Source organism: Enterobacter sp. CCUG 70166, from assembly GCF_020224095.1.
GTDB lineage: Bacteria > Pseudomonadota > Gammaproteobacteria > Enterobacterales > Enterobacteriaceae > Enterobacter > Enterobacter intestinihominis.
This window is the reverse complement of sequence record NZ_NRIQ01000036.1, coordinates 152,635-177,317: the sequence shown is the minus strand read 5'-3', so window position 1 is coordinate 177,317 and position 24,683 is coordinate 152,635. Positions and strand designations below refer to the sequence as shown.

The window sequence follows — 24,683 nt, the reverse complement described above, 5'->3', positions numbered from 1 at the left end:
GATTACCAGCGATGGTTTAACAAAATATGACCGCCGTAAGCGGCATAGCTGTTTTCACCCCACTCACCGCTGGCACGCAGGGAGATCGTTGTGGTTTCGTTCAGGTTACCGGTTACGCCCAGCTCTAACTGACCACGATCTTCTGGCGTATCGTTGCTGACGGTTTCGTCATTGAATGCCAGATCGTTTTGACCAGCACCTTTCAACCAGTTAACTGCGACGTATGGCTGCCAGGCCTTGACGTCCTTCTGCTGGAAGTAGCTTGCTTTAACGCCAAGACGACCAAAGACGCTGTCATTATCCAGCGTGGTTACGCGTACGCCGTCGCGATCGGTGTGATTTTCCTGATCGAGATAGCTGTAGATCACCTGCGCCTGTGGCTCGATCTTCCATGTACGTTCATTTTCAGACTGGATAACCCACGCGTGGCCGACTTCAACAGACGCGGCGAAACCTTCGCTATCGTAATCTTCATCGTTACGATTGCTGGTGACTTTGTTGTTGTACCAGCTATAAGCGGCCCAGGTATCAACGTAGCTGCCCAGACGTAATTTCTGATCTTCCTGCCAGGTGGCGTACAGCCCAACATTAAAGCCATCAACCTTACCCTGTGCGTCACGCACGTTGTGCTTCGCATCAGAATGGGTCTTCGCCTGGCCTGCACCGAACATACCACCGGCACGCAGGATGCCGTTATCCATTGGCTTGCTCATGAAATCGCTGCCGACTTGCAGAACGGTGGTGGTGGTGTCGTAGCTGACTTTATCGCCACCCGCATCGTTCTCATGATAGCGACCCTTAACGTACATCCAGGTGTTCAGATCGTCTTCATTGCGGAAAGTGAGCTGGTCGCGATCGTCGCGCTTATGCAGGAACATGCTCTGCGCGGCAAGGTAGTTACCTAAGTAAGCACCCACTTCAGGTGCCATAACTTCCGGGGCACTGTTACCGCCGTTATCGGTGTTGCCGCCGTTATCGGTGTTGCCGCCGTTGTCAGTGTTGCCGCCGTTATCGGTGTTGCCACCGTTGTCAGTGTTGCCGCCGTTATCGGTGTTGCCGCCGTTGTCAGTGTTGCCGCCGTTGTCGGTGTTACCACCATCATCGGCGTTACCACCGTCATCTGTGTTACCACCGTCATCGGTGTTACCACCATTATCGGTGTTGCCACCGCCGTCGGTGTTACCGCCGTCATCATTATTGCCACCGTCATCGGTGTCGTCGGAAGGATCATCAGAAGGCGTCGCCTTTGATTCCAGATACCAGTTTCCGTCACTGTGCTGGTAGAGGTTATATTCCCAGGCGCCTGCGACGACCGGTTTTGCCAGCGTCAGCTGGGCTTCGGAACTGCCGCCAATGCTGACAATTTCCATACCGTTAATGGTTTGCGCGCCTGCGCCGCCAATGTTGGTAATGCTGACGCCGGACTGACCGAAGCTGCTGCCCGTAATGGTGAGGTGGTCAGTTGGTGAGTTATCTTCACCCAGAGTGCTGTTCATCACAATCTGGCTACCGTCAGAGCCGGTGTAGTCGCCATTAATCGTAAAATTATTGCCAACGCTATTATCAGCCGCACTCAGCAACAGCGTGCCGCCATTAGCCACGTTGCCGTTGATGGTATCAACACCGGAAGCGCTGAGCGTGGAATTACCCTGGACTGCATTCCATGCCGCCAGCGTACCGCCGCTAAGAATCGCGATGTTGTTGTTCACTTCGCCTGCGGTGGCAAAGGTCGCACCGTTTTCAACGGTAACGGTGGCGTTACTGCCCTTGACGCCGAGCGTTGCTCCGGTGGAGATAAGCGTGGTGCCACCGTGCAGAACCGTATTCCCTGTATAGCTATTTTTGCCTGTCAGGGTCAGCGTGTTGGAATCAACTTTTTCGACGTTACCGCTACCGGTCATGTCGGTGGCGAAAGTGAAATCGCTAACCTGATTAAAAATGACGGTACCATTGTTGGTGAGCCCACCGCTGAGCGTCGCAGTTTTTTCGCCATCGCCCAGTTGCAGCGAGGCGTCTTTGGCCACCCGCGTATTACCGGTATTCGATACCGCACCCGACAGGGTTAACGCGCCAGTCTCTATCAGCAAGGAGTCGCCAGAGCCAATAATGTCGAGATCGCCCGACAGTGCCCAGCTTTCACCCTCCATTTTTACGCTGGCAAAACCGTCGCCTTCATTCAGACCCACGAAGTTACTGTCTTCCGTACCGGTGCCGATCAACGTCAGGGTATTTCCTCTGGAATTTGTGGATATTACGTCACCGATGAGGTTGGAGCCAGTGTCGAGCAGTAGCGTGTTATTTTTATCGCTGGCAAACATAATAGCGTTTGTTTCACCACTAATCGTTCCGCTATTTTTGATATCTAATTTTGCTGTATCTTTTACATTGATTCCGTACTGGGTTCCCTGCACAGTGGCACTGTTAAAAATCTTAGTGTTGCCATCATTTGCCGTAATAGCATCACCGTTTGTACCGATAATTTCGCCACTGTTATTAATGCCAATGCCAACCTGAGTACTAAGACCTGTTTTTCCTTTTATCGTTCCGGTGCTGGTATTGGTAATATTTAATGCGGAGGAGTTTTCACTGACAAAAATGCCATTTTCCGAGCCAGTAATGTTTCCACTGTTATTAAAATCACCGAGTAGTGACTGAATATTCACCGCATTCGCGGTGGTGGAGGAAATGGTTGCGCCGATGTCGTTATTAATTACAATGCGCTGTACACCAGTATTTATATTCAGGCCATTTCCCGTGCCAGAAATATTCCCTTCGTTAGTGACATTGGTGAGAGTAAACCCAGAGACCGATACCGCCGCTTCACTACCAGCGGAGGAGATCGTCACGTTTTTATTAATAATATATTCAGCATCGGCTGAGAAATCTTGAGGAACAGAAGTTGATTGGTCAATCGTTGCAGAAAACGCAACCGCAGGGGTGCATATCAACAAGGCAGGAAATATCTTTCCAAGAGTTTTGGTTGTATGATTTAATCTAAAAAAATTGTTGCTCATGTACACATCCATTTGAGTGAGAAGGAACATTAGATAACGTGCGTAAAACGTATTTAGTCCGTCTTAAAGCGTGAGCTTAAAACAAAAAAAAGCATAAAATTATTATTTTTTCAATAGGTTATGTACAGGTTGATTTATTAAATAATGACTTAAGTTTCGCTAAAAATATCTGTTGATAATATGAATGGCCATAACTATTTTGTAGGATGAATTTGTCTCGCGTATCGCTCTTCGTGTTTAGCGCCACTGTCGCTGGTAAGGTGGGATGGGTTGCCAATACTTGCGTTTTACTTTTAACCGTTAGATAGCCCCTTTAAGTCGGGGTGGTAACTGTCTACACTCAATGCTACAAGAAAAGTAAAAGACAGGCATATTCATGGTTCTGATAATTTATGCGCATCCCTATCCGCAACATTCGCATGCGAATAAACGGATGCTTGAGCAGGCAAGGACGCTCGAAAACGTTGAGATACGTTCCCTCTATCAACTCTATCCTGATTTCAGTATCGATGTCGCCGCCGAACAGGAGGCGCTCTCTCGTGCCGATCTGATCGTCTGGCAGCATCCGATGCAGTGGTACAGCACACCTCCGCTGCTGAAATTGTGGATCGATAAAGTCTTGTCGCACGGTTGGGCATACGGACACAACGGCAAAGCGCTTCAGGGAAAAAGCCTGATGTGGGCTGTAACCACCGGTGGGGGTGAAAGCCACTTTGAGATTGGCGCTTTCCCCGGATTTGACGTGCTGGCGCAGCCGCTCCAGGCTACCGCCCTTTACTGTGGCCTGAACTGGCTTCCGCCTTTTGCAATGCACTGTACCTTTGTCTGCGACGATGAAACCTTGCAGGCGCAGGCTCGTCACTACAAACAACGCTTACTCGAGTGGCAGGAGGGGCACAATGGATAGCCATACGATGATACAGGCGCTGATTTACCTCGGCGCGGCGGCATTAATTGTGCCCGTGGCGGTCCGTCTGGGGCTGGGCTCGGTGCTCGGCTATCTGATTGCCGGGTGTGTGATTGGCCCCTGGGGCTTTCGGCTGGTGACGGATGCCGAGTCAATCCTGCATTTTGCGGAAATCGGCGTGGTGCTGATGCTGTTTGTGATTGGCCTGGAATTGGATCCGCAGCGGCTGTGGAAACTGCGCGCCTCGGTGTTTGGCGGTGGCGCTTTGCAAATGCTGGCCTGCGGTCTGCTGTTGGGCGGGTTCTGCATTTTGCTGGGGATGGAGTGGAAAGTCGCAGAGCTGATTGGCATGACGCTGGCGCTCTCCTCGACGGCGATTGCCATGCAGGCAATGAACGAACGTAACCTGACGGTCTCGCAAATGGGGCGCAGCACCTTCTCCGTACTGCTGTTCCAGGATATTGCCGCCATCCCGCTGGTAGCGATGATCCCGCTGCTGGCAACCAGCGGCGCATCAACGACGCTGGGGGCATTTGCCTTATCTGCGCTGAAGGTTGTCGGTGCGCTGGCGCTGGTAATTCTTCTGGGGCGCTACGTAACGCGTCCGTTGCTGCGCTTTGTGGCTCGCTCTGGCCTGCGCGAAGTATTCAGCGCCGTTGCGTTATTCCTGGTGTTTGGTTTTGGATTGCTGCTTGAAGAGGCTGGGCTGTCGATGGCGATGGGCGCTTTCCTCGCAGGGGTCTTACTGGCAAGCTCCGAATATCGTCACGCGCTGGAAAGCGATATCGAGCCGTTTAAAGGATTGCTGCTTGGGCTGTTTTTCATCGGCGTCGGGATGTCTATCGACTTCGGGACGCTGGTAACCCACCCGCTGCGCATCATCATTCTGCTGGTGGGTTTCCTGGTCATTAAAATGGCGATGCTGTGGCTGATTGCCCGACCGTTAAACGTGCCAAAACCGCAACGCCGTTGGTTTGCCGTGCTGCTGGGGCAGGGGAGTGAGTTTGCTTTCGTGGTCTTTGGCGCAGCGCAAATGGCAAATGTACTCGATCCGGAATGGGCAAAAGCGCTGACGCTGGCGGTCGCGCTGTCGATGGCCGCAACGCCAATTCTGCTGGTGCTGCTGACGCGTCTGGAAAAAACGGGAAGCGAACAGGAGCGAGAAGCCGATGAGATCGACGAGGAGCAGCCGCGCGTGATCATCGCCGGATTTGGCCGCTTCGGGCAGATCGCAGGCCGTTTACTGCTCTCCAGCGGTGTGAAAATGGTTATCCTCGATCACGATCCTGACCATGTTGATACGCTGCGTAAATTCGATATGAAAGTGTTTTACGGTGATGCGACCCGGGCGGACCTGCTGGAATCCGCCGGGGCGGCGAAAGCCGAGGTGCTGATTAACGCCATCGACGATCCTGAGACCAGCATGCAGATGGTTGAGCTGGTTAAAGAGCATTTTCCGCATCTGACCATTATCTCACGTGCGCGCGATGTGGATCACTACATCCAGCTGCGTCAGGCGGGGGTGGCAGCCCCTGAACGTGAAACCTTCGAAGGGGCGCTCAAATCTGGCCGCATGGCGCTGGAAAGTCTGGGGCTTGGTGCGTATGAAGCGCGTGAACGTGCCGATCTGTTCCGCCGCTTTAACCATGATATGGTGGAAGAGATGGTGGCGATGGCGAGCAGTACGGCAACCGAACGCGCAGCGGTGTTTAAACGCACCAGCACCATGCTGACGGAAATCATCAACGAGGATCGTAATCACCTGTCGCTGGTTCAGCGCCACGGCTGGCAAGGGACGGAAGAGGGCAAGCATACCGGCGATCCTGCGGATGAACCGGAGAGTAAACCCTCTGCGTGAAGTGGAGTTGCCAGCAATATTAAAAAATTTCTAATTCTTTACCCTGCCGCCAGTCGACGAAAGATTAAGCTTTCCGTATAGTGGCGGCAATTTTTTGCATCCGGGAAATTTTCAATGATCAGTCTGATTGCAGCGCTGGCGGTAGACCGCGTTATCGGCATGGAAAACGCCATGCCGTGGAACCTGCCTGCCGATCTCGCATGGTTTAAACGTACTACGTTAAACAAGCCGGTAGTGATGGGCCGCCTGACCTGGGAGTCGATTGGTCGTCCATTGCCGGGTCGTAAGAATATTGTGATCAGTAGCCAGCCGGGCACTGACGATCGCGTGCAGTGGGTGAAATCCGTTGATGAAGCGATTGCCGCCTGCGGCGATGCCGAAGAGATCATGGTGATCGGTGGTGGTCGCGTGTATGAGCAGTTCCTGCCAAAAGCGCAGAAACTGTATCTGACGCACATTGATGCGGAAGTGGAAGGGGATACCCATTTTCCGGATTACGATCCGGACGAGTGGGAGTCCGTATTCAGTGAGTTTCACGATGCGGATGCGCAGAACTCGCACAGCTACTGCTTCGAAATTCTGGAACGTCGTTAACGTTTTTATCCTCTCCCCAAAGGGAGAGGATAAACATCTTCAGGAGGCGACCGCCTCTCCCTCGCCTAAATCCAGCTGTCGGTTGGATGGCTGGACAAAGTAGGTTTTATCTTCCCAGCGTAAGCAGGTTAAATCCCCGCCCCAGCAGCATCCGGTATCCAGCGCATAGATATTTTCCGGGGTGCCTTTTCCTTCCAGTGATGCCCAGTGCCCAAATACCACGCTATATTCGTTTGTCACGGGGCCCGGAATCGCAAACCATGGCTTAAGCGGCGCAGGGGCATTTTCCGGCGTATCTTTGCAATACATATCCAGCTGCCCGTTCGGGAAGCAGTAGCGCATCCGCGTAAAAGCATTGGTGATAAAACGTAGTCGCGCCAGGCCGCTGAGGTCATCACTCCAGTTATTCGGCATGTCGCCGTACATCGCATCGAGGAAGAACGGGTAGGAGTCGCTCGCCAGCACCGCTTCGGCGTCGCGCGCGCAGGTTTTTGCCGTCTCAAGATCCCACTGAGGCGTGATGCCGGCATGAGCCATCACCAGCTTTTTCTCTTCGTCAATCTGTAGCAGTGGCTGGCGACGCAGCCAGTTGAGCAACTCATCGGCATCCGGTGCTTCCAGCAGGGGGATAATGCGATCTTTCGGCTTATTACGGCTGATCCCGGCGTATACGGCCAGCAGATGCAGATCGTGGTTGCCCAGTACCAGCCGCACGCTGTCGCCCAGAGATTTGACGTAACGCAGGACGTCAAGGGAGCCAGGGCCGCGCGCCACTAAATCGCCTGTAAGCCAGAGCGTGTCCTGCCCGGGAGTGAAATCGACCTGTTTTAATAATGCGATCAGTTCATCGTAGCAACCGTGAACGTCGCCAATCAGATATGTAGACATTAGATTAATGAATAAGTGTAGGTACGGCGAGACGGAACACAGGAATAGCAATGCGGAAAGCATTACCGTCGGCATCGACCATTTCGTAATGGCCTTGCATGGTACCCAGTGGCGTTTCAATGACCGCACCGCTGGTGTACTGATACTCTTCGCCAGGGGCGATATGGGGTTGTTCACCGACCACACCTTCACCCTGGACTTCAATTTCGCGGCCATTGCCGTTGGTGATAAGCCAGTAGCGCCCGAGCAGTTGCACAGGCATCCGCCCCAGATTGCGAATGGTTACGGTATAAGCAAAGACAAAACGTTCTTCATCCGGTGTGGATTGGGACTCAATGTAGACGCTTTGAACCTGAACACAGACGCGGGGCGAATCAATCATGGCTTAGCTCTCCTTCGGCGGCGCATTGTCGCTGATGTAATTAGCCAGCTTGCAGTACTGCTCTACGGAAATATTTTCCGCACGCATTGCCGGGTCGATGCCCAACTCAGCTAACACGTCAACGGTAAACAGATTGCCAAGGCTGTTACGAATCGTTTTACGGCGCTGGTTAAAGGCTTCTGTCGTGATACGGCTCAGCACGCGCAGGTCTTTGACCGGATACGGCATCGTTTTATGTGGCACCAGGCGCACAACCGCAGAATCCACTTTTGGTGGTGGCGTGAACGCGGAAGGCGGCACTTCTAATACCGGGATCACGTTGCAGTAATATTGCGCCATCACGCTTAAACGACCATACGCTTTACTGTTCGGCCCTGCAACCAGACGGTTAACGACCTCTTTTTGCAACATGAAGTGCATGTCGGCAATGGCATCAGTATAGCTAAACAGATGGAACATCAGCGGGGTGGAGATGTTGTACGGCAGGTTACCGAACACGCGCAGCGGCTGTCCCATTTTTTGTGACAGTTCGCCAAAGTTCATGGTCATCGCATCCTGCTGATAAATCGTCAGCTTCGGCCCGAGGAAAGGGTGCGTTTGCAGACGCGCGGCCAGATCGCGGTCGAGTTCGATAACGGTCAGTTCGTCAAGGCGTTCGCCTACCGGCTCGGTCAGCGCGGCAAGACCCGGGCCGATTTCGACCATGGCCTGGCCTTTCTGCGGATTAATGGCAGAAACGATACTGTCGATCACAAACTGATCGTTGAGGAAGTTTTGCCCGAAGCGTTTACGGGCTAAGTGGCCCTGATGGACTCGATTAGTCATTGAGTATTAACAATCATTTTGATGGCGAGATTAAGCGCCGTGATAAAACTGCCGACATCCGCTTTTCCCTGGCCTGCCAGATCCAGCGCAGTACCGTGGTCAACGGACGTTCGAATAAAGGGTAAGCCGAGGGTGATATTCACCCCGCGACCAAATCCCTGGTATTTTAGCACGGGCAGACCCTGATCGTGGTACATCGCGAGTACGGCATCGGCTTTATCCAGGTATTTGGGCTGGAAAAGAGTGTCGGCAGGCAGTGGCCCGCTGAGGTTCATCCCCTTCGCCCGCATCTCCTCAAGCACCGGAATGATGGTGTCGATCTCTTCAGTGCCCATATGTCCGCCCTCACCCGCGTGCGGATTCAGGCCGCAAACCAGCACATGCGGCTGCGGAATACCGAATTTGGTTTGCAGATCGTGATGCAAAATGCCAATGATCTCACGCAGGAGTTCAGGCGTAATGGCATCCGGAATGGCTTTGATCGGCAGGTGCGTTGTTACCAGCGCAACGCGCATTGCTTCGGTTGCCAGCATCATCACCACTTTCGGGCTGTGCGAACGCTCTTCGAAAAATTCGGTATGCCCGGTAAACGGAATGCCCGCGTCGTTGATTACGCCTTTATGCACCGGACCGGTGATCAGGGCTGCAAATTCGCCCTGAAGGCAACCGTCACAGGCGCGCGCCAGCGTCTCGACAACGTAGTGGCCGTTTTCGATGTGTAACTCACCGGGGACAACAGGTGCACGGAGCGGAACAGAAAGCAGGGTGAGAGTACCAGCCTGCTGCGGTGCGGGCTGTTGGCTTTCAACGTAAGGGAGGAGCGTTAAAGGCAGACCGAGCAAGGCTGCCCGGTCTTGTAACAGTGTTGCATCTGCGCAAACAACCAACTCTACCGGCCAGCTGCGCTGGGCGAGCTGAACCACAAGGTCAGGCCCAATCCCGGCGGGTTCGCCGGGAGTGATCACAACACGATGCGGTTTCATTAGTTGCTCAACACTTTCACGTAAGCGCTGGCGCGTTGTTCCTGCATCCAGGTTGCGGCTTCTTCAGAGAACTTACGGTTAAACAGCATGCGATACGCACGATCTTTCTGCGCCGCGTCGGTTTTATCCACGTTGCGCGTGTCCATCAGCTGGATCAGATGCCAGCCGAAGGAGGAGTGCACTGGCGCGCTCATCTGACCCTTATTCAGCTTCATTAACGCATCGCGGAAAGCTGGATCGTAAATATCCGCTGCCGCCCAACCCAGGTCACCGCCTTGGTTTGCAGAGCCAGGATCCTGAGAGAACTCTTTTGCCGCTTTATCGAAGGTGGTTTTACCGCTCTTGATGTCTGCGGCGATCTGTTCCAGCTTCGCACGGGCCTGATCGTCAGTCATGATCGGAGACGGTTTGAGCAGGATATGGCGCGCATGCACTTCGGTAACCGAAATGTTCTGGCTCTGACCGCGCAGGTCGTTCACTTTCAGAATGTGGAAGCCCACACCGGAACGGATTGGACCGACGATGTCGCCTTTCTTCGCCGTGCTCAGTGCCTGGGCAAACAGGGATGGCAGTTCCTGAATACGGCCCCAGCCCATCTGGCCGCCTTTCAGCGCCTGCTGGTCAGCAGAGTAGGTGATCGCCAGTTTGCCGAAGTCATCGCCATTACGCGCCTGCTCAACGATAGCGCGCGCCTGACTTTCCGCCTCAGCCGCCTGATCGGAGGTTGGGTTTTCCGGCAGTGGGATCAGTATGTGGCTCAGGTTAAGTTCAGTGCTGGCATCATTCTGATTACCCACCTGTTTCGCCAGGGCATCCACTTCCTGAGGCAGGATGGTGACGCGGCGACGGACTTCATTGTTACGCACTTCTGAAATCAGCATCTCTTTACGGATCTGATTACGGTAGGTGGCATAGCTGATGCCGTCATAGGCCAGGCGGCTACGCATCTGGTCCGGGGTAATGTTGTTCTGCTTTGCAATGTTAGCGATCGCCTGATCGAGCTGCTCGTCAGAGATCTTCACACCCATTTTCTGGCCCATTTGCAGGACAATCTGATCCATGATCAGACGTTCCAGGATCTGGTGGCGCAGCGTAGCGTCATCCGGAAGTTGTTGACCTGCCTGGCCCGAGTTGAGCTTTACAGATTTCATCAAACCGTCAACGTCACTTTCAAGCACGACGCCGTTGTTAACCACAGCCGCGACTTTATCGACAACCTGTGGGGCCGCGAAGCTGGTATTCGCAACCATAGCGACACCGAGTAGCAGCGTTTTCCAGTTCTTCATACTTTTTCCATTTCAATTAACCGCAAAGCGGATTACGTTGTAAATCAAGCACATTACAATGAACTACGATACGGCAGAATGTTCGAGCGCAGCATCTGCTGCGTGCCCAGACCGTAGTTAGAGCTCAGGCCGCGCAACTCGATATTAAAGCCAATCACGTTATCGTATTTGCCCTGACTGTTTTGCGTATCCCAGCCGTTAAGTTTGCGTTCGTAACCGACACGTATTGCGTAACAGCAGGAGTTATATTGCAGACCCAGCATCTGGTCAGCAGGTTTTTGGGCATTCGTGTCATAGTAGTAGGCTCCGACGACTGACCAACGATCGGCGATAGGCCAGCTCGCGGCGGTACCCACCTGTGAAATACCGTCTTTGTATTGGTCTGTATTCGCATAGTTTGGCAATGTCGCCTGGATATACTCCGGGCTGGCGTAACGGTACGTCAACTGCAACATGCGATCTTCATCACGACGATATTCGATGGCAGCGCTGCCCGTCGCGATATTGTCCAGTCGTGTATCGTACTGAACACCACCGCGCAGACCCCAACGATCCGTCATACGCCAGTAGGTGTCGCCCGCCCATACCAGTGAGCCCGTTTTGTTGTCTTTCTCCCAGTTAATGTCGTCATCACCGGTACGAGACTCGGTGAAATAGTAGATTTGACCAACAGAAACGTTAAAACGTTCAACGGCAGCATCATCATAAATGCGCGTTGTGACGCCGGTCGTTAACTGGTTAGCAGACGCAATACGGTCAAGGCCGCCGTAGGTACGATCCCGGAACAGGCCGCTGTAGTCTGATTGCAGGAAGGACGAGTCATAGTTTTGAATTTTGCTCTGATCGCGATAAGGCACGTACAGATACTGCATACGTGGCTCAAGCGTCTGGGTGTATCCATCCGCGAGAAGAGCCATGTCACGTTCGAAAATCAGCTTCCCGTCCATTTTGAACTGCGGAAGCGTACGGTTTACCGACTCTTCAAGATCGGTGCCATAGCGTTTGTTATACCAGTCCAGATTTTTCTGCTGATAGTGGGTGGCCATCAGCTTGGCTTCGGTATTCAGGCTCGCCCAGTCGTTTGACCACGGCAGATTGATCGTCGGCTCGATATGCAGACGCGTTGATTCCGGCATATCCGAGTTGGTGTTGACGAAATGGACCGCCTGAGCGTAAACGTGCGTGTCGAAAGGACCCACATCGTTCTGGTACCAGTTCACGTCCAGCTGCGGCTCTGCACCATAGGTACTACGCGATTGCGTATCAAATACCTGGAACTGCTTGGTCGACACCGTCGCGTCAAAGTTCTCAATGGCGTAGCCCACGCTGAATTTCTGCGTGGCGTAACCGTCGGTACTGGACCCGTATTTAGAGTCGAAGTCGTTGAAGTAATACGGATCGCTGACTTTGGTGTAGTCGATGTTGAAGCGCCACACCTGATCCAATACCCCGGCGTGCTGCCAGTAGTACATCCAGCGGTGCTTATCACCTTCGCTCGGATGTTCGTCCTGGAACACCTTATCTGATGGCAGATAATCAAACTCCATCAGACCCGCGCCCGCTTTGGTCAGATAGCGGAATTCGTTCTCCCACATGATGTTACCGCGCTTATGGATGTAGTGCGGCGTGATCGTGGCGTCCATGTTGGGCGCAATGTTCCAGTAGTACGGCAGGTAGAACTCAAAGTAGTTCGACGTGCTGTACTTGGCGTTCGGGATCAGGAAGCCTGAACGACGTTTGTCACCCACAGGCAGTTGCAGGTAAGGACTATAGAAAATGGGCACCGGGCCGAGTTTAAAACGGGCGTTCCAGATCTCCGCAACCTGTTCTTCACGGTCGTGGATCACTTCGCTGCCCACAACGCTCCAGGTATTTGACCCTGGCAAACAGGACGTAAACGAGCCGTTTTCGAGAATAGTGTAGCGGTTCTCGCCGCGCTGCTTCATCAGGTCTGCGGTACCGCGCCCCTGACGACCGACCATCTGATAATCACCTTCCCAGACGTTGGTGTCTTTGGTATTCAGATTCGACCAGGCTTTCGGACCTTTCAGGATGACCTGATTGTCGTCATAGTGCACATTACCCAGCGCATCCACCGTACGGACAGGCGCCTGAGCACCTTCCGGCTGCTTCTGGTGCAATTGCACTTCGTCAGCCAGCAGACGGCTGTTACCCTGGTTAATATCGACATTGCCCGTAAAGGTTGCATTGTCAGGATAATTACCTTTTGCGCTGTCGGCATTAATGGTGACGGGTAAGTCATTCGTATCGCCTTTCACCAGTGGGCGATTGTAACTTGGGACGCCAAGCATACACTGCGAGGCGAGATCGGCTGCGAGCCCCTGTTGGCTATACAGGGCGGTGCCAATCATTGTGGCCAGAAGGGTGGGGATACGTTTTTTCATACGTTGTATTTTATTGTTCCGTCATCAGTGGCTACGGCTTACAAACGCTCAGAGACTATCTTACTCATCAGCGCAGTACCAGCGTTAATCCTGCCCGTTTGCGCGCCAGAGTGTTAGGCTCGCTATCGAATGACGAGTATGATAATGCAAATTATAGGCGATGTCCCTCAATTGACCGTGGCGCGACCACTGTAATGATGGCGTTGCGTCGGCCAGGAACATGACCATTCGGGGAGTATATGCAGTATTGGGGTAAAATAATCGGCGTTGCGTTCGCAATTATTATGGGTGCCGGATTCTGGGGTGTTGTTCTTGGCCTCATTATCGGCCATATGTTTGATAAAGCACGCAGCCGCAAAATGGCCTGGTTTGCCAACCAGCGCGAGCGCCAGTCACTCTTTTTCTCCACCACCTTCGAGGTGATGGGGCACTTAACCAAATCAAAAGGGCGCGTAACGGAAGCCGATATTCAGGTTGCCAGCGTCTTTATGGATCGCATGAATCTGCACGGCGAATCCCGCGTCGCGGCGCAGAATGCATTCCGGATTGGTAAAGCGGATAACTACCCGCTGCGTGAAAAAATGCGGCAGTTCCGTAGCATCTGCTTCGGGCGCTTTGATTTAATTCGGATGTTTCTGGAAATTCAAATCCAGGCCGCCTTCGCGGATGGCTCTCTGCATCCGAATGAACGGGACGTCCTGTATGTAATTGCTGAAGAGCTGGGCATTTCCCGCATGCAGTTCGATCAGTTCCTGCGCATGATGCAGGGCGGCGCGCACTTTGGCGGCGGTTATCAACAGCAATCGTCCGGTGGCGGCTGGCAGCAGGCGCAGCGTGGCCCTACGCTTGAAGATGCCTGTAATGTCCTCGGCGTGAAGCCCTCTGACGATGTCACGACCATCAAACGCGCCTATCGTAAGCTGATGAGCGAGCACCATCCGGATAAGCTGGTGGCGAAAGGCCTGCCGCCTGAGATGATGGAGATGGCGAAACAGAAAGCGCAGGAAATCCAGAAAGCCTACGAGCTGATTAAAGAGCAGAAAGGTTTTAAATAAAAAAATGGCCCGACAGTGTCGGGCCATTTTTTCAGAAGTCCACCGGGGCTTTGAACGTCATGGCGTTGCAGAAAGCAGGGTGGGTGATGGTGAGCGTCTGCGCATGCAGTTGCAGGCGCGGCGCTAACGCCAGCGCTTCCGGCGGCGCATAGAATCTGTCACCCAGAATCGGGTGACCCATCGCAAGCATATGCACACGCAGCTGATGGGAGCGCCCGGTAATCGGCTTCAGCAGGACGCGCGCGGTATTATCCGGCGCGTACTCCAGCACTTCATACTCGGTCTGCGCAGCCTTGCCGGTTTCATAACACACCTTCTGCTTTGGCCGGTTCGGCCAGTCGCAAATCAGCGGTAAATCCACCAGCCCTTCCGCCTGCGCCGGATGGCCCCACACGCGGGCGACATACTGCTTCTTCGGCTCGCGCTCGCGGAACTGACGCTTCAGCTCACGTTCTGCCGCCTTATTAAGAGCCACCACAATCACGCCGCTGGTCGCCATATCCAGACGATGGACAGACTCGGCCTGGGGATAATCGCGCTGGATACGCGTCATCACGCTGTCTTTATGCTCTTCCAGACGCCCCGGCACGGACAACAGGCCGCTCGGCTTGTTAACCACCATAATGTGCTCGTCCTGATACAGAATGACCAGCCACGGATCCATCGGGGGATTGTAGGGCTCCATTACCATTTTGCGCTCCGCTTACTGATGCGTCACAACGATAAGACGCAGGGCGTCGAGACGCCATCCGGCCTGATTCAGACTTTCCAGCACCTGCTGGCGGTTGCTCTCAATTGCGGCCAGCTCATCGTCACGAATGTTCGGGTTCACCGCTTTCAACGCTTCCAGACGCGACAGCTCGGCAGAAAGCTTCTCATCGGCTTCGCTGCGCGCCGCATCAATCAGCACTCTGGCCGCTTTTTCGGCCTGGGTTTCACCCAGTTGCAGAATGGCATGCACGTCCTGTTGCACCGCATTCACCAGCTTGCTGCCGGTATGGCGGTTCACCGCGCTCAACTGACGGTTGAAGCTTTCAAACTCCACCTGGCCGGCCAGATTCGTACCGTTTTTATCCAGCAGCAGACGCACCGGCGTTGGCGGGAGGAAGCGGTTAAGCTGAAGCTGTTTCGGCGCCTGCGCTTCCACAACGTAGATCAGCTCCACCAGCAGCGTGCCCACAGGCAAGGCTTTGTTCTTCAACAGGGAAATGGTGCTGCTGCCGGTATCGCCGGAGAGGATCAGATCCAGACCGTTGCGGATCAGCGGGTGCTCCCAGGTAATGAACTGTGCGTCTTCGCGGGACAGCGCCACATCACGCTCAAAGGTGATAGTGCAGCCGTCTTCCGGCAGGCCCGGGAAATCCGGCACCAGCATATGATCGGACGGGGTCAGCACGATCATGTTCTCGCCGCGATCGTCCTGGTTTATACCGACGATGTCGAACAGATTCATGGAGAAGCTGATCAGGCTGGTGTCGTCGTCCTGCTCTTCAATGCTTTCGGCCAGCTGCTGCGCTTTTTCACCGCCGTTGGAGTGGATCTCCAGCAGGCGATCGCGACCCTGCTCCAGCTGCGCTTTCAGTGCGTCGTGCTTCTCACGGCAGGATTTGATCAGTTCATCAAAGCCCTCACTATTTTCAGGCGCGGCCAGGTAACCGATCAGATCGCCATGGACCTCATCGTAAATGGTGCGGCCGGTCGGGCAGGTGTGTTCAAACGCGTCCAGCCCTTCGTGGTACCAGCGCACCAGCACCGACTGGGCGGTTTTCTCCAGATACGGCACGTGGATCTGAATATCGTGCGCCTGCCCGATACGATCCAGACGGCCGATACGCTGCTCCAGCAGATCCGGGTTAAACGGCAGATCGAACATCACCAGATTGCTGGCGAACTGGAAGTTACGGCCTTCAGAACCGATTTCAGAGCACAGCAGAACCTGCGCGCCGCTGTCCTCTTCACCAAACCAGGCTGCTGCACGATCGCGCTCAACTATGGACATGCCTTCGTGGAACACGGCGGCGCGAATGCCTTCGCGCTCACGCAGAACCTGCTCCAGCTGCAATGCGGTAGCGGCTTTGGCGCAGATCACCAGCACTTTCTGGGAACGGTGAGCGGTGAGGTAGCCCATCAACCACTCCACGCGCGGATCGAAGTTCCACCAGGTGCCGGTGTCGCCTTCGAATTCCTGATAAATCTGCTCCGGGTAGAGCATGTCGCGCGCGCGATCTTCCGCAGATTTACGGGTGCCCATAATGCCGGAGACTTTAATCGCCGTCTGGTACTGGGTCGGCAGCGGCAGTTTGATGGTGTGCAGCTCGCGTTTCGGGAAGCCTTTCACGCCGTTACGGGTGTTACGGAACAGCACGCGGCTGGTACCGTGGCGATCCATCAGCATGTCGATCAGCTCTTTACGCGCGGATCCCGCATTATCGCTGTCGCTGTTCGCGGCCTGAAGCAGCGGCTCAATATCCTGCTCGCCAATCAGATCGCTGAGAGTGTTAAGCTCATCATTAGAGAGACGATTACCGGCCAGCAGCAGCGCGACGGCGTCCGCCACCGGGCGGTAGTTTTTCTGCTCTTCAACAAACTGCTCAAAATCGTGGAAACGGTTGGGATCGAGCAGACGCAGACGGGCGAAGTGGCTCTCAAGACCCAGCTGCTCCGGCGTGGCGGTCAGGAGCAGAACGCCCGGTACGCGCTCGGCAAGCTGCTCAATCGCCATGTATTCACGGCTTGGCGCGTCTTCGCTCCAGACGAGGTGGTGCGCTTCGTCGACGACCATCAGATCCCATTCAGCGTCGCACAGATGCTCCAGGCGCTGCTTGCTGCGGCGCACGAAGTCCAGGGAACAAATGACCAGCTGTTCGGTTTCAAACGGGTTGTCCGCGTCGTGCTGGGCTTCGGCATAGCGCTCATCGTCGAACAGGGAGAAGCGCAGGTTAAAGCGGCGCAGCATTTCAACCAGCCACTGATGTTGCAGCGTTTCTGGAACCACAATCAGCACGCGCTCGGCAGCGCCAGAGAGCAGCTGCTGGTGCAGGATCATGCCTGCTTCGATGGTTTTACCCAGGCCCACTTCGTCAGCCAGCAGCACGCGAGGCGCATGGCGACGGCCCACGTCATGGGCGATATTCAGCTGATGGGGAATAAGGCTGGTACGCTGACCGCGCAGGCCGCTCCACGGCATGCGGTACTGCTCACTCTGGAACTTACGCGCGCGGTAGCGCAGGGAGAAGCGATCCATTCGGTCGATTTGCCCGGCAAACAGACGGTCCTGCGGCTTGCTGAACACCAGTTTGCTGTCGAGCAGCACTTCACGCAGGATGACATTTGTCTCGTCGGTATCAAGACGCGTTCCGATGTAGGCGAGCAGTCCATTCTCTTCTTTTACGTCTTCAACCTTCAGTTGCCAGCCGTCATGGCTGGTCACGGTATCACCCGGATTGAACATTACGCGGGTAACAGGGGAGTCATTGCGAGCGTACAGGCGGTTTTCACCGGTAGCAGGGAAAAGGAGGGTAACCATGCGCGCATCGACGGCAACGACGGTTCCTAATCCAAGTTCGCTTTCTGTATCGCTGATCCAGCGTTGACCAAGTGTAAAAGGCATAGTTGTTCGGCTCTAATCTTTAATTGCAGGCAATAGTTCGACCCCGTCAAAAAAGACGGTCATCGAAAAATGGGTCCGGGAATGGAAAGGGCGCTATGGTACTGGATGGCAACGGTTTCGTCACGCGTCAAAATAGCCCAAGTTGTCCTGTCACTAGTGTAGCAAAGTCGTCGTTGATGAACGGTAAAATTCCCTCCGCAACAGGCTGAAGCTGGCGGGTCAGGTAGTGATCGTAATCGAGCGGAGACTGCTGGTAATCAATGGGTTCTGGTCCGTTCGTTGTCCAGACGTATTTGATCGTTCCCCGGTTCTGATACTGCGGCGCGCGGCCCCGTCGAACGTTCTCTTCATCCGCCAGCCGCGCCGCGCGGACGTGCGGAGGAACATTACGCTGGTACTCCGCCAGCGGGCGGCGCAGGCGCTTGCGATACACCAGCTGCGCGTCAAGTTCGCCCGCCATCAGGCTGGCTATCGTCTCGCGCACGTAGTCCTGATACGGCTCATTGCGGAACACCCGCAGATAAAGCGTTTGCTGAAACTGCTGTGCCAGCGGCGTCCAGTCGGTGCGCACTGTCTCCAGCCCTTTAAACACCATCCGCTGCTTGTCGCCTTCCTGAATCAGTCCGGCGTAGCGCTTCTTGCTGCCCTGGTCGGTCCCGCGAATGGTCGGCATTAAAAAGCGGGCAAAATGGGTTTCAAACTCCAGCTCTAACGCACTGGTTAACCGCTCTTTTTGCAAACTTTCGCGCCACCAGGCGTTCACGAAGGCGACCAGTTCTTTGCCGATTTGCGCGGCGTCGTCTTCTGAATGGGCCGATTTCAGCCAGACAAAGGTGGAATCGGTGTCGCCATAAATAACGTCATAACCCCGGGATTCAATCAACGCTTTGGTCTGGCGCATAATGTCGTGCCCGCGCATGGTGATGGACGACGCCAGACGCGGATCAAAGAAGCGGCAGGCGCTGGTGCCCAGCACCCCATAAAAGGCGTTCATAATGATTTTCAGCGCCTGTGAGAGCGGCTTGTTGCCGTGGCGTTTTGCCTCGTCGCGGCCGTGCCAGATGTTTCCCACGATCTCAGGCAGGCAGTGTTTTTCGCGCGAGAAGCGTGCCCCAAGAAAACCTTCGGTGCTGTGCGCATCGTCTGGCTGCGCCATCCCCTCGACCAGCCCTACCGGATCAATCAGAAACGTGCGGATAATCGACGGGTACAGACTTTTATAATCCAGCACCAGCACCGAATCATACAGCCCGGGCCGTGAATCCATCACGTAACCGCCGGGACTGGCCTGCGGCGGCACGTCACCGAGGTTAGGGGCCACATAGCCCGCCCGGTGCATCCGCGGGAAATAGAGGTGGCTGAAGGCCGCTACCGAGCCGCCGTGCCTGTCGACCGCGAGACCGTTTACCGTTGCGCGTTCCAGCAGGAAGGGCATGATCTCGGTTTTATGGAAAATCTGCGTTACCAGCTCACAGTCTTTCAGGTTATAGGTAGCGAGCGCTGGCTTATCCTCATTAAAGCGCCGGTCGATCTCGTCCATTCGGTCCCAGGGATTGTCGATGGATTTACCTTCGCCGAGCAGCGCCTGGGCGACCGCTTCCAGCGAGAAGGAAGAGAAGTTCCAGAAGGCGGATTTCAGCGCCTCGATGCCGTCGATAATCAGGCGACCGTTAGCCTGTGCGAAGAATACGCCGTTCTTAAAACCGTGCTCACGCCACTCCAGCTCCGTGTTTCCGCGCCCTAACGTCAGGGGAATGCGGTACCGCTCGGCATGTTTTTGCAACACGCGCAGGTCAAACTGCACCACGTTCCAGCCGATCAATACATCCGGGTCGTGCTCGGCAAACCACTGGTTAAGCTTCTCCAGCAGCTGTGGTCGGCTGGTAACGTATTCCAGATGAAAATCCAGCGCGGACGCATCGCCGTTCGGGGGCCCGAGCATATAGACAACCCGCTGCCCACAGCCCTCCAGGCCGATGCAGTACAGTTCACCGTGGCGGGTGGTTTCGATATCCAGCGAGACCCACTTCAGCGGTGGGCGATAGTGCGGATTAGGCTTCAGGCGCGCGTTAACGATCCTGCCGTTTTGCGCGGTGCCATCTACCCAGACGGGGGCGGTGATAAACCGCTCCATCAGAAAACGTTCCGGCGGGCGAATGTCCGCTTCATAGAGCGTCACGCCCGCTTCGCGGAGCAATTTTTCATAGCGCATCAGCTGGCGATGGGCGCGGCAGTAGAGGCCATAAACCGGCTGGCGGTGGAAATCTTTTAGCTCAAGAGGCGTGAGGCGCCAGCCGTTTTCACCGCGCAGGAGCTGCTTTACTTTCTCGACGTGGTGTTCAGGGATAAACGCCACGGACTCCTGAGGCGGCAGGGTAACGTGCAGCGGGCCGTTATCCGTCGCCAGCCAGAACGCAACCTCGGTGCCCTGAGGGGTATCCCGCCAGTGTCGGGTCAGTAAAAAGCCTTCTTGCGCCTGTGCCACGCCGCTATCCCACAAAACAAACCAGGCCTGATTATAGCCTGGTTGAGGGGTGTTTGCTGGGGTTTTATACAGTGCCTGTTTTGCCGGATGGCGCTACGCTTATCCGGCCAACAGGATCCGTAGGCCCGATAAGCGCAGCGCCACCGGACAATGTTTTACTGCCCGTAGTACGCCTTCGCGCCGTGCTTGCGCAGATAATGCTTATCGAGCAGGGTTTGCTGCATATCCGGCAACTGCGGTGCCAGCTGGCGGCAGAAGATCCCCATGTAGGCGACTTCCTCCAGCACGATCGCGTTGTGCACCGCGTCCTCCGCGTTTTTACCCCAGGCAAACGGGCCGTGGGAGTGCACCAGCACGCCGGGCATTTGCGCCGCGTCGATACCCTGTTTTTCGAAGGTTTCGACGATCACGTTCCCGGTTTCCCATTCGTACTCACCGCCGATCTCCGCATCGGTCATCAGACGCGTGCAGGGAATGGTGCCGTAAAAGTAGTCCGCGTGGGTGGTGCCGGTGGCCGGAATTGGCTGGCCCGCCTGCGCCCAGATGGTCGCGTGACGCGAATGGGTATGCACAATCCCACCGATGGTCGGGAAGGCCTGATACAGCAGGCGGTGAGTGGGCGTATCGGAGGAGGGCTTTTTATCGCCTTCAACCACTTCACCCGTTTCGATGCTGACCACCACCATATCTTCCGCGGTCATCACCGTGTAATCCACGCCCGAAGGCTTGATCACGAACACGCCTTTTTCCCGGTCAACGGCGCTGACGTTGCCCCAAGTCAGGGTCACCAGGTTATGTTTTGGCAGCGCCAGGTTGGCTTCGAGTACCTGACGTTTGAGATCTTCTAACATTGTCGTCTCCTGCCGGATGGCGCTTCGCTTATCCGGCCTACAGAACCGTAGGCCCGGTAAACGAAATGCCACCGGGCATTCAGGGCTTAGCGTTTTGAACCGTAATAGACTTCGTTCCAGCGCAGCGCGTCTTTAAAGGCTGGCAGACGGGTGTCGTTATCAATCACGGTCAGTTCGATGTCGTGCAGCTCGGCAAACTGACGCATATCGTTCAGGTCAAGCGCGTGACTGAAGACGGTGTGGTGCGCGCCGCCGGCCAGGATCCAGGCTTCCGACGCGGTTGGCAGGTCAGGTTGCGCTTTCCACAGGGCGTTCGCGACCGGCAGTTTCGGCAGAGAATGCGGAGTTTCCACAGCATCGACGCAGTTCACCAGCAGGCGGAAACGGTCGCCGAGGTCGATCAGGCTGGCGTTAATGGCCGGGCCGGTACGGGTGTTGAAGATCAGACGGGCCGGATCCGCTTTGCCGCCAATGCCGAGGTACTGCACATCGAGGATCGGTTTCTCTTCGACGGCGATAGAGGGACACACTTCCAGCATGTGCGAGCCGAGCACCAGATCGTTGCCGTTCTCGAAGTGGTAGGTGTAGTCTTCCATAAAAGAGGTGCCGCCCTGCAGACCGGTTGACATCACCTTCATGATGCGAAGCAGAGCGGCAGTTTTCCAGTCGCCTTCGCCCGCAAAACCGTAGCCCTGCTGCATCAGACGTTGTACCGCCAGACCCGGGAGCTGTTTCAGGCCGTGGAGATCTTCAAAGGTGGTGGTGAAGGCATGGAAGCCGCCCTGTTCCAGGAAGCGCTTCATGCCCAGTTCAATGCGTGCGGCATCCAGCACGTTCTGGCGCTTGTCACCGTTGACCTGTGCCGCAGGCGTCAGGCGGTAGCTGCTTTCGTACTCGTCCACCAGCGCGTTCACGTCGCCATCGCTGATGTCATTCACCACCTGCACCAGGTCGCCCACCGCCCAGGTATTTACGGAGAAGCCGAACTTGATCTGCGCGGCCACTTTATCACCGTCGGTTACGGCAACTTCACGCATGTTGTCGCCGAAACGCACCACTTTAAGGTGACGGGTATCCTGCTTAGAGACCGCCTGACGCATCCATGAGCCAATGCGTTTTTGTGCCTGGCCGTCCTGCCAGTGGCCGGTCACCACGGCATGTTGTTGACGCATACGTGCGCCGATGAAGCCGAACTCGCGACCGCCGTGCGCGGTCTGGTTCAGGTTCATGAAGTCCATGTCGATGCTGTCCCACGGCAGGGAGGCGTTGAACTGAGTGTGGAATTGCAGCAGCGGTTTGTTGAGGATAGCCAGGCCGTTGATCCACATTTTGGCTGGCGAGAAGGTGTGCAGCCACACCACCAGGCCAGCGCATTTGTCATCGTAATTGGCATCGCGGCAGATGTTAGTGATTTCGTCCGGCGTAGTACCCAGCGGCTTCAGCACCAGTTTGCACGGCAGTTTGGCTTCCGCGTTCAGCGCATTCACAACGTGCTCCGCGTGTTTCGTCACCTGCTGCAACGCTTCCGGTCCGTATAAATGCTGGCTGCCAATCACAAACCACACTTCATAATTATTAAAAATGGTCATTATCGTGTCCTTAATGTGTCAGGGTTGCCGTAGTGTCCGCGGTACTTTTGGCCGGGGCGGCGACAGGGAGATAGTGAAGTTCGGCGCTTTTTGCCCATTGCTGGTAGCGCTGATAAAGCTGTTCAAAGCGTTGTGCCTGCTGAGCCTGCGGCTGAAGCGTACTTTCGACGGCGCTCGCCATATGCTGTTGCGCGGTCGGGATATCCGCATGGACGCCTGCGGCCACGGCAGCGAAAATCGCTGCGCCCAGCGCACAGCACTGATCGGAGGCCACAATTTGCAGCGGACGGTTGAGCACGTCGCAGCAGGCCTGCATGATCACCGGGTTTTTACGGGCGATACCGCCCAAAGCCATCACGTTGTTCACGTCAATGCCCTGCCCGGTGAAGCACTCCATGATGGCGCGCGCGCCGAACGCGGTGGCGGCGATCAGGCCGCCAAACAGCGCGGGCGCGTCGGTCGCCAGGTTGAGATCGGTAATCACCCCTTTCAGACGCTGGTTGGCAAACGGCGTACGACGGCCGTTGAACCAGTCCAGCACCACCGGCAGGTGATCGAGAGACGGATTTTTTGCCCAGGCTTCGGTGAGCTGCGGCAGGAGCTGTTTTTTGCTCGCGGTAATCTGGGTTTTCAGTTCAGGATGCGCGGCCGCCAGCTGATCCAGCGGCCAGCCGAGCACCCGGCCAAACCAGGCGTAGATATCGCCAAACGCGGACTGACCCGCTTCGAGGCCGATAAAATCAGGCACCACGCTGCCGTCAACCTGACCGCAGATACCCTTCACCGCGCGGTCGCCAACGGTCGTTTTATCCGCCGTCAGAATGTCGCAGGTGGAGGTGCCAATCACTTTCACCAGCGTGTTAGGCTGCGCACCCGCGCCCACGGCGCCCATATGGCAGTCGAACGCGCCGCCGGAAATGGTCACGTTTTGCGGCAGACCGAGGCGTTTCGCCCACTCCTCGCAGAGCATGCCGACCGGAATATCGGCGGTGAAGGTGTCGGTAAACAGCGGGTATGTCAGGTTTTTGTTGATGATCGGGTCGAGTTCATCGAAGAACGCTGCCGGAGGCAGACCACCCCAGCTTTCATGCCACAGCGATTTATGCCCGGCGCTGCAACGGCCACGGCGAATAGCCTGCGGGCGAGTGGTGCCGGAAAGCAGGGCGGGAACCCAGTCGCACAGCTCAATCCATGACGCCGCTGCCTGTGCGACCGACGCGTCCGCGCGGGTAACGTGCAGGATTTTTGCCCAGAACCATTCGCTGGAGTAGATCCCGCCGATGTAGCGCGAGTAGTCGGTTTTGCCCGGCTGGTGGCATAAGCGGGTGATGGCTTCCGCCTCTTCCACGGCGGTATGGTCTTTCCACAGCACAAACATGGCGTTCGGGTTATCGGCAAACTCCGGGCGAAGCGCCAGTACGCGGCCTTCTGCATCAACCGGGGCCGGCGTTGAACCGGTACTGTCGACGCCAATCCCCACGACGTCGGCCCGCTGGGCGTCCGTCAGCTCCGCCAGCACGGTTTTGATCGCCGCTTCCATTGATTCAATGTAATCGCGCGGGTGGTGACGGAACTGGTTGTTCGGCGCATCGCAGTAGCGCCCCTCTTGCCAGCGCGGATACCACTCAACGCTGGTTGCTATCTCCCGGCCAGTCGTACAGTCCACTGCCAGCGCGCGAACTGAGTCGCTGCCAAAATCGAGGCCAATTGCAATTGCCATGGTGTTGCTCCATCCAAAACAGGTATGGAAGAACATTAGAGACTGGGGACAAAGATCGTCAGGCAGGATCCGCTAATCTTATGGACTAAATTGCTGTTACGATTGAAAGTGTGACGCCGTGCAAATATTCAATGTGGACATTTCTGCCGTACTTATAGACACTTTTGTTACTGCTTAACCGCCCGTGCTGGCGGAGAAATCAGGGAAAAAGGCTGAAACATGGCGGACGTA

Annotated in this window: 17 protein-coding genes; 4 read left to right on the top strand and 13 right to left on the bottom strand. The window is 55.6% G+C overall.

What is annotated here, in order from left to right:
• Positions 1–2 precede the first annotated feature (2 nt).
• Positions 3–3,026: an autotransporter outer membrane beta-barrel domain-containing protein gene (locus CKK19_RS16305; protein ID WP_409249202.1), complete on the bottom strand. Its 3,024-nt coding sequence runs from the start codon at positions 3,024–3,026 to the stop codon at positions 3–5.
• A 364-nt stretch (positions 3,027–3,390) separates the two neighbouring features.
• Between CKK19_RS16305 and kefF the strand changes: the two genes are divergently transcribed.
• The 3 genes from kefF (at position 3,391) to folA (ending at position 6,373) form a co-directional block, all read left to right on the top strand.
• Positions 3,391–3,921 carry a glutathione-regulated potassium-efflux system oxidoreductase KefF gene (kefF, locus tag CKK19_RS16300; RefSeq protein ID WP_023305423.1) on the top strand — a complete coding sequence of 177 codons (531 nt, stop codon included), beginning with the start codon at positions 3,391–3,393 and terminating at the stop codon, positions 3,919–3,921.
• Positions 3,914–5,779 (top strand): glutathione-regulated potassium-efflux system protein KefC, encoded by a 1,866-nt coding sequence (gene kefC / locus CKK19_RS16295; RefSeq protein ID WP_063148752.1) that lies wholly within the window; start codon positions 3,914–3,916, stop codon positions 5,777–5,779. The genes kefF and kefC overlap by 8 nt, the downstream gene beginning before the upstream one ends.
• Positions 5,780–5,893: 114 nt before the next feature.
• Positions 5,894–6,373, top strand: coding sequence for a type 3 dihydrofolate reductase (gene folA, locus CKK19_RS16290; RefSeq protein ID WP_003856431.1), 480 nt, complete (start codon positions 5,894–5,896; stop codon positions 6,371–6,373).
• 39 nt (positions 6,374–6,412) lie between these two features.
• Here folA and apaH read toward each other — a convergent pair whose 3' ends face one another.
• The 6 genes from apaH to lptD are packed head-to-tail and all read right to left on the bottom strand — an operon-like array spanning position 6,413 to position 13,142.
• Positions 6,413–7,261 carry a bis(5'-nucleosyl)-tetraphosphatase (symmetrical) ApaH gene (gene apaH / locus CKK19_RS16285; protein ID WP_063853330.1) on the bottom strand — a complete coding sequence of 283 codons (849 nt, stop codon included), beginning with the start codon at positions 7,259–7,261 and terminating at the stop codon, positions 6,413–6,415.
• Between the two features lie 4 nt (positions 7,262–7,265).
• A complete protein-coding gene (apaG, locus tag CKK19_RS16280; RefSeq protein WP_003856425.1) occupies positions 7,266–7,643 on the bottom strand; it encodes a Co2+/Mg2+ efflux protein ApaG in 378 nt (125 codons plus the stop codon).
• A gap of 3 nt (positions 7,644–7,646) precedes the next feature.
• Positions 7,647–8,468 (bottom strand): 16S rRNA (adenine(1518)-N(6)/adenine(1519)-N(6))-dimethyltransferase RsmA, encoded by an 822-nt coding sequence (rsmA, locus tag CKK19_RS16275; RefSeq protein WP_063853331.1) that lies wholly within the window; start codon positions 8,466–8,468, stop codon positions 7,647–7,649.
• Positions 8,465–9,451 carry a 4-hydroxythreonine-4-phosphate dehydrogenase PdxA gene (gene pdxA / locus CKK19_RS16270; RefSeq protein WP_063853332.1) on the bottom strand — a complete coding sequence of 329 codons (987 nt, stop codon included), beginning with the start codon at positions 9,449–9,451 and terminating at the stop codon, positions 8,465–8,467. The genes rsmA and pdxA overlap by 4 nt, the downstream gene beginning before the upstream one ends.
• Entirely contained in the window at positions 9,451–10,737 is a 1,287-nt protein-coding gene (gene surA / locus CKK19_RS16265; RefSeq protein ID WP_003856417.1) for a peptidylprolyl isomerase SurA, read from the bottom strand. Before surA ends, pdxA begins: the two co-directional genes overlap by 1 nt.
• Positions 10,738–10,790: 53 nt before the next feature.
• A complete protein-coding gene (gene lptD / locus CKK19_RS16260) occupies positions 10,791–13,142 on the bottom strand; it encodes an LPS assembly protein LptD (protein WP_063853333.1) in 2,352 nt (783 codons plus the stop codon).
• Positions 13,143–13,381: 239 nt separating this feature from the next.
• Between lptD and djlA the strand changes: the two genes are divergently transcribed.
• Positions 13,382–14,197, top strand: a complete 816-nt coding sequence (gene djlA / locus CKK19_RS16255) for a co-chaperone DjlA (RefSeq protein WP_023299305.1) — start codon at positions 13,382–13,384, stop codon at positions 14,195–14,197.
• A gap of 31 nt (positions 14,198–14,228) precedes the next feature.
• Here djlA and rluA read toward each other — a convergent pair whose 3' ends face one another.
• The 6 genes from rluA to araB all read right to left on the bottom strand — a co-directional run bounded on the left by rluA (position 14,229) and on the right by araB (position 24,452).
• Entirely contained in the window at positions 14,229–14,888 is a 660-nt protein-coding gene (gene rluA, locus CKK19_RS16250; RefSeq protein ID WP_058677767.1) for a bifunctional tRNA pseudouridine(32) synthase/23S rRNA pseudouridine(746) synthase RluA, read from the bottom strand.
• Positions 14,889–14,900: 12 nt separating this feature from the next.
• On the bottom strand, positions 14,901–17,807 hold the full coding sequence (rapA, locus tag CKK19_RS16245) for an RNA polymerase-associated protein RapA (RefSeq protein ID WP_063853334.1): 2,907 nt from the start codon (positions 17,805–17,807) through the stop codon (positions 14,901–14,903).
• A gap of 127 nt (positions 17,808–17,934) precedes the next feature.
• Positions 17,935–20,292 (bottom strand): DNA polymerase II, encoded by a 2,358-nt coding sequence (gene polB / locus CKK19_RS16240; RefSeq protein ID WP_063163143.1) that lies wholly within the window; start codon positions 20,290–20,292, stop codon positions 17,935–17,937.
• A 155-nt stretch (positions 20,293–20,447) separates the two neighbouring features.
• Positions 20,448–21,143 carry an L-ribulose-5-phosphate 4-epimerase gene (araD, locus tag CKK19_RS16235; RefSeq protein WP_022647024.1) on the bottom strand — a complete coding sequence of 232 codons (696 nt, stop codon included), beginning with the start codon at positions 21,141–21,143 and terminating at the stop codon, positions 20,448–20,450.
• Positions 21,144–21,229: 86 nt separating this feature from the next.
• The gene (gene araA, locus CKK19_RS16230; RefSeq protein WP_015572656.1) at positions 21,230–22,732 is read right to left on the bottom strand and encodes an L-arabinose isomerase; all 1,503 of its coding nucleotides are present in this window, start codon (positions 22,730–22,732) and stop codon (positions 21,230–21,232) included.
• Positions 22,733–22,742: 10 nt separating this feature from the next.
• Complete coding sequence (araB, locus tag CKK19_RS16225; RefSeq protein WP_045622486.1) at positions 22,743–24,452, bottom strand: ribulokinase; 1,710 nt, start codon at positions 24,450–24,452, stop codon at positions 22,743–22,745.
• Between the last annotated feature and the right edge of the window lie 231 nt (positions 24,453–24,683).

Coding starts and splice junctions, on each gene's coding strand:
- kefF (WP_023305423.1), top strand. CDS start 3,391: ATGGTTCTGATAATTTATGCGCATCCCTATCCGCAACATTCGCATGCG.
- araA (WP_015572656.1), bottom strand. CDS start 22,732: ATGACCATTTTTAATAATTATGAAGTGTGGTTTGTGATTGGCAGCCAG.
- apaH (WP_063853330.1), bottom strand. CDS start 7,261: ATGTCTACATATCTGATTGGCGACGTTCACGGTTGCTACGATGAACTG.
- lptD (WP_063853333.1), bottom strand. CDS start 13,142: ATGAAAAAACGTATCCCCACCCTTCTGGCCACAATGATTGGCACCGCC.
- kefC (WP_063148752.1), top strand. CDS start 3,914: ATGGATAGCCATACGATGATACAGGCGCTGATTTACCTCGGCGCGGCG.
- apaG (WP_003856425.1), bottom strand. CDS start 7,643: ATGATTGATTCGCCCCGCGTCTGTGTTCAGGTTCAAAGCGTCTACATT.
- rluA (WP_058677767.1), bottom strand. CDS start 14,888: ATGGTAATGGAGCCCTACAATCCCCCGATGGATCCGTGGCTGGTCATT.
- rapA (WP_063853334.1), bottom strand. CDS start 17,807: ATGCCTTTTACACTTGGTCAACGCTGGATCAGCGATACAGAAAGCGAA.
- rsmA (WP_063853331.1), bottom strand. CDS start 8,468: ATGACTAATCGAGTCCATCAGGGCCACTTAGCCCGTAAACGCTTCGGG.
- surA (WP_003856417.1), bottom strand. CDS start 10,737: ATGAAGAACTGGAAAACGCTGCTACTCGGTGTCGCTATGGTTGCGAAT.
- araD (WP_022647024.1), bottom strand. CDS start 21,143: ATGTTAGAAGATCTCAAACGTCAGGTACTCGAAGCCAACCTGGCGCTG.
- pdxA (WP_063853332.1), bottom strand. CDS start 9,451: ATGAAACCGCATCGTGTTGTGATCACTCCCGGCGAACCCGCCGGGATT.
- djlA (WP_023299305.1), top strand. CDS start 13,382: ATGCAGTATTGGGGTAAAATAATCGGCGTTGCGTTCGCAATTATTATG.
- folA (WP_003856431.1), top strand. CDS start 5,894: ATGATCAGTCTGATTGCAGCGCTGGCGGTAGACCGCGTTATCGGCATG.
- CKK19_RS16305 (WP_409249202.1), bottom strand. CDS start 3,026: ATGGATGTGTACATGAGCAACAATTTTTTTAGATTAAATCATACAACC.
- araB (WP_045622486.1), bottom strand. CDS start 24,452: ATGGCAATTGCAATTGGCCTCGATTTTGGCAGCGACTCAGTTCGCGCG.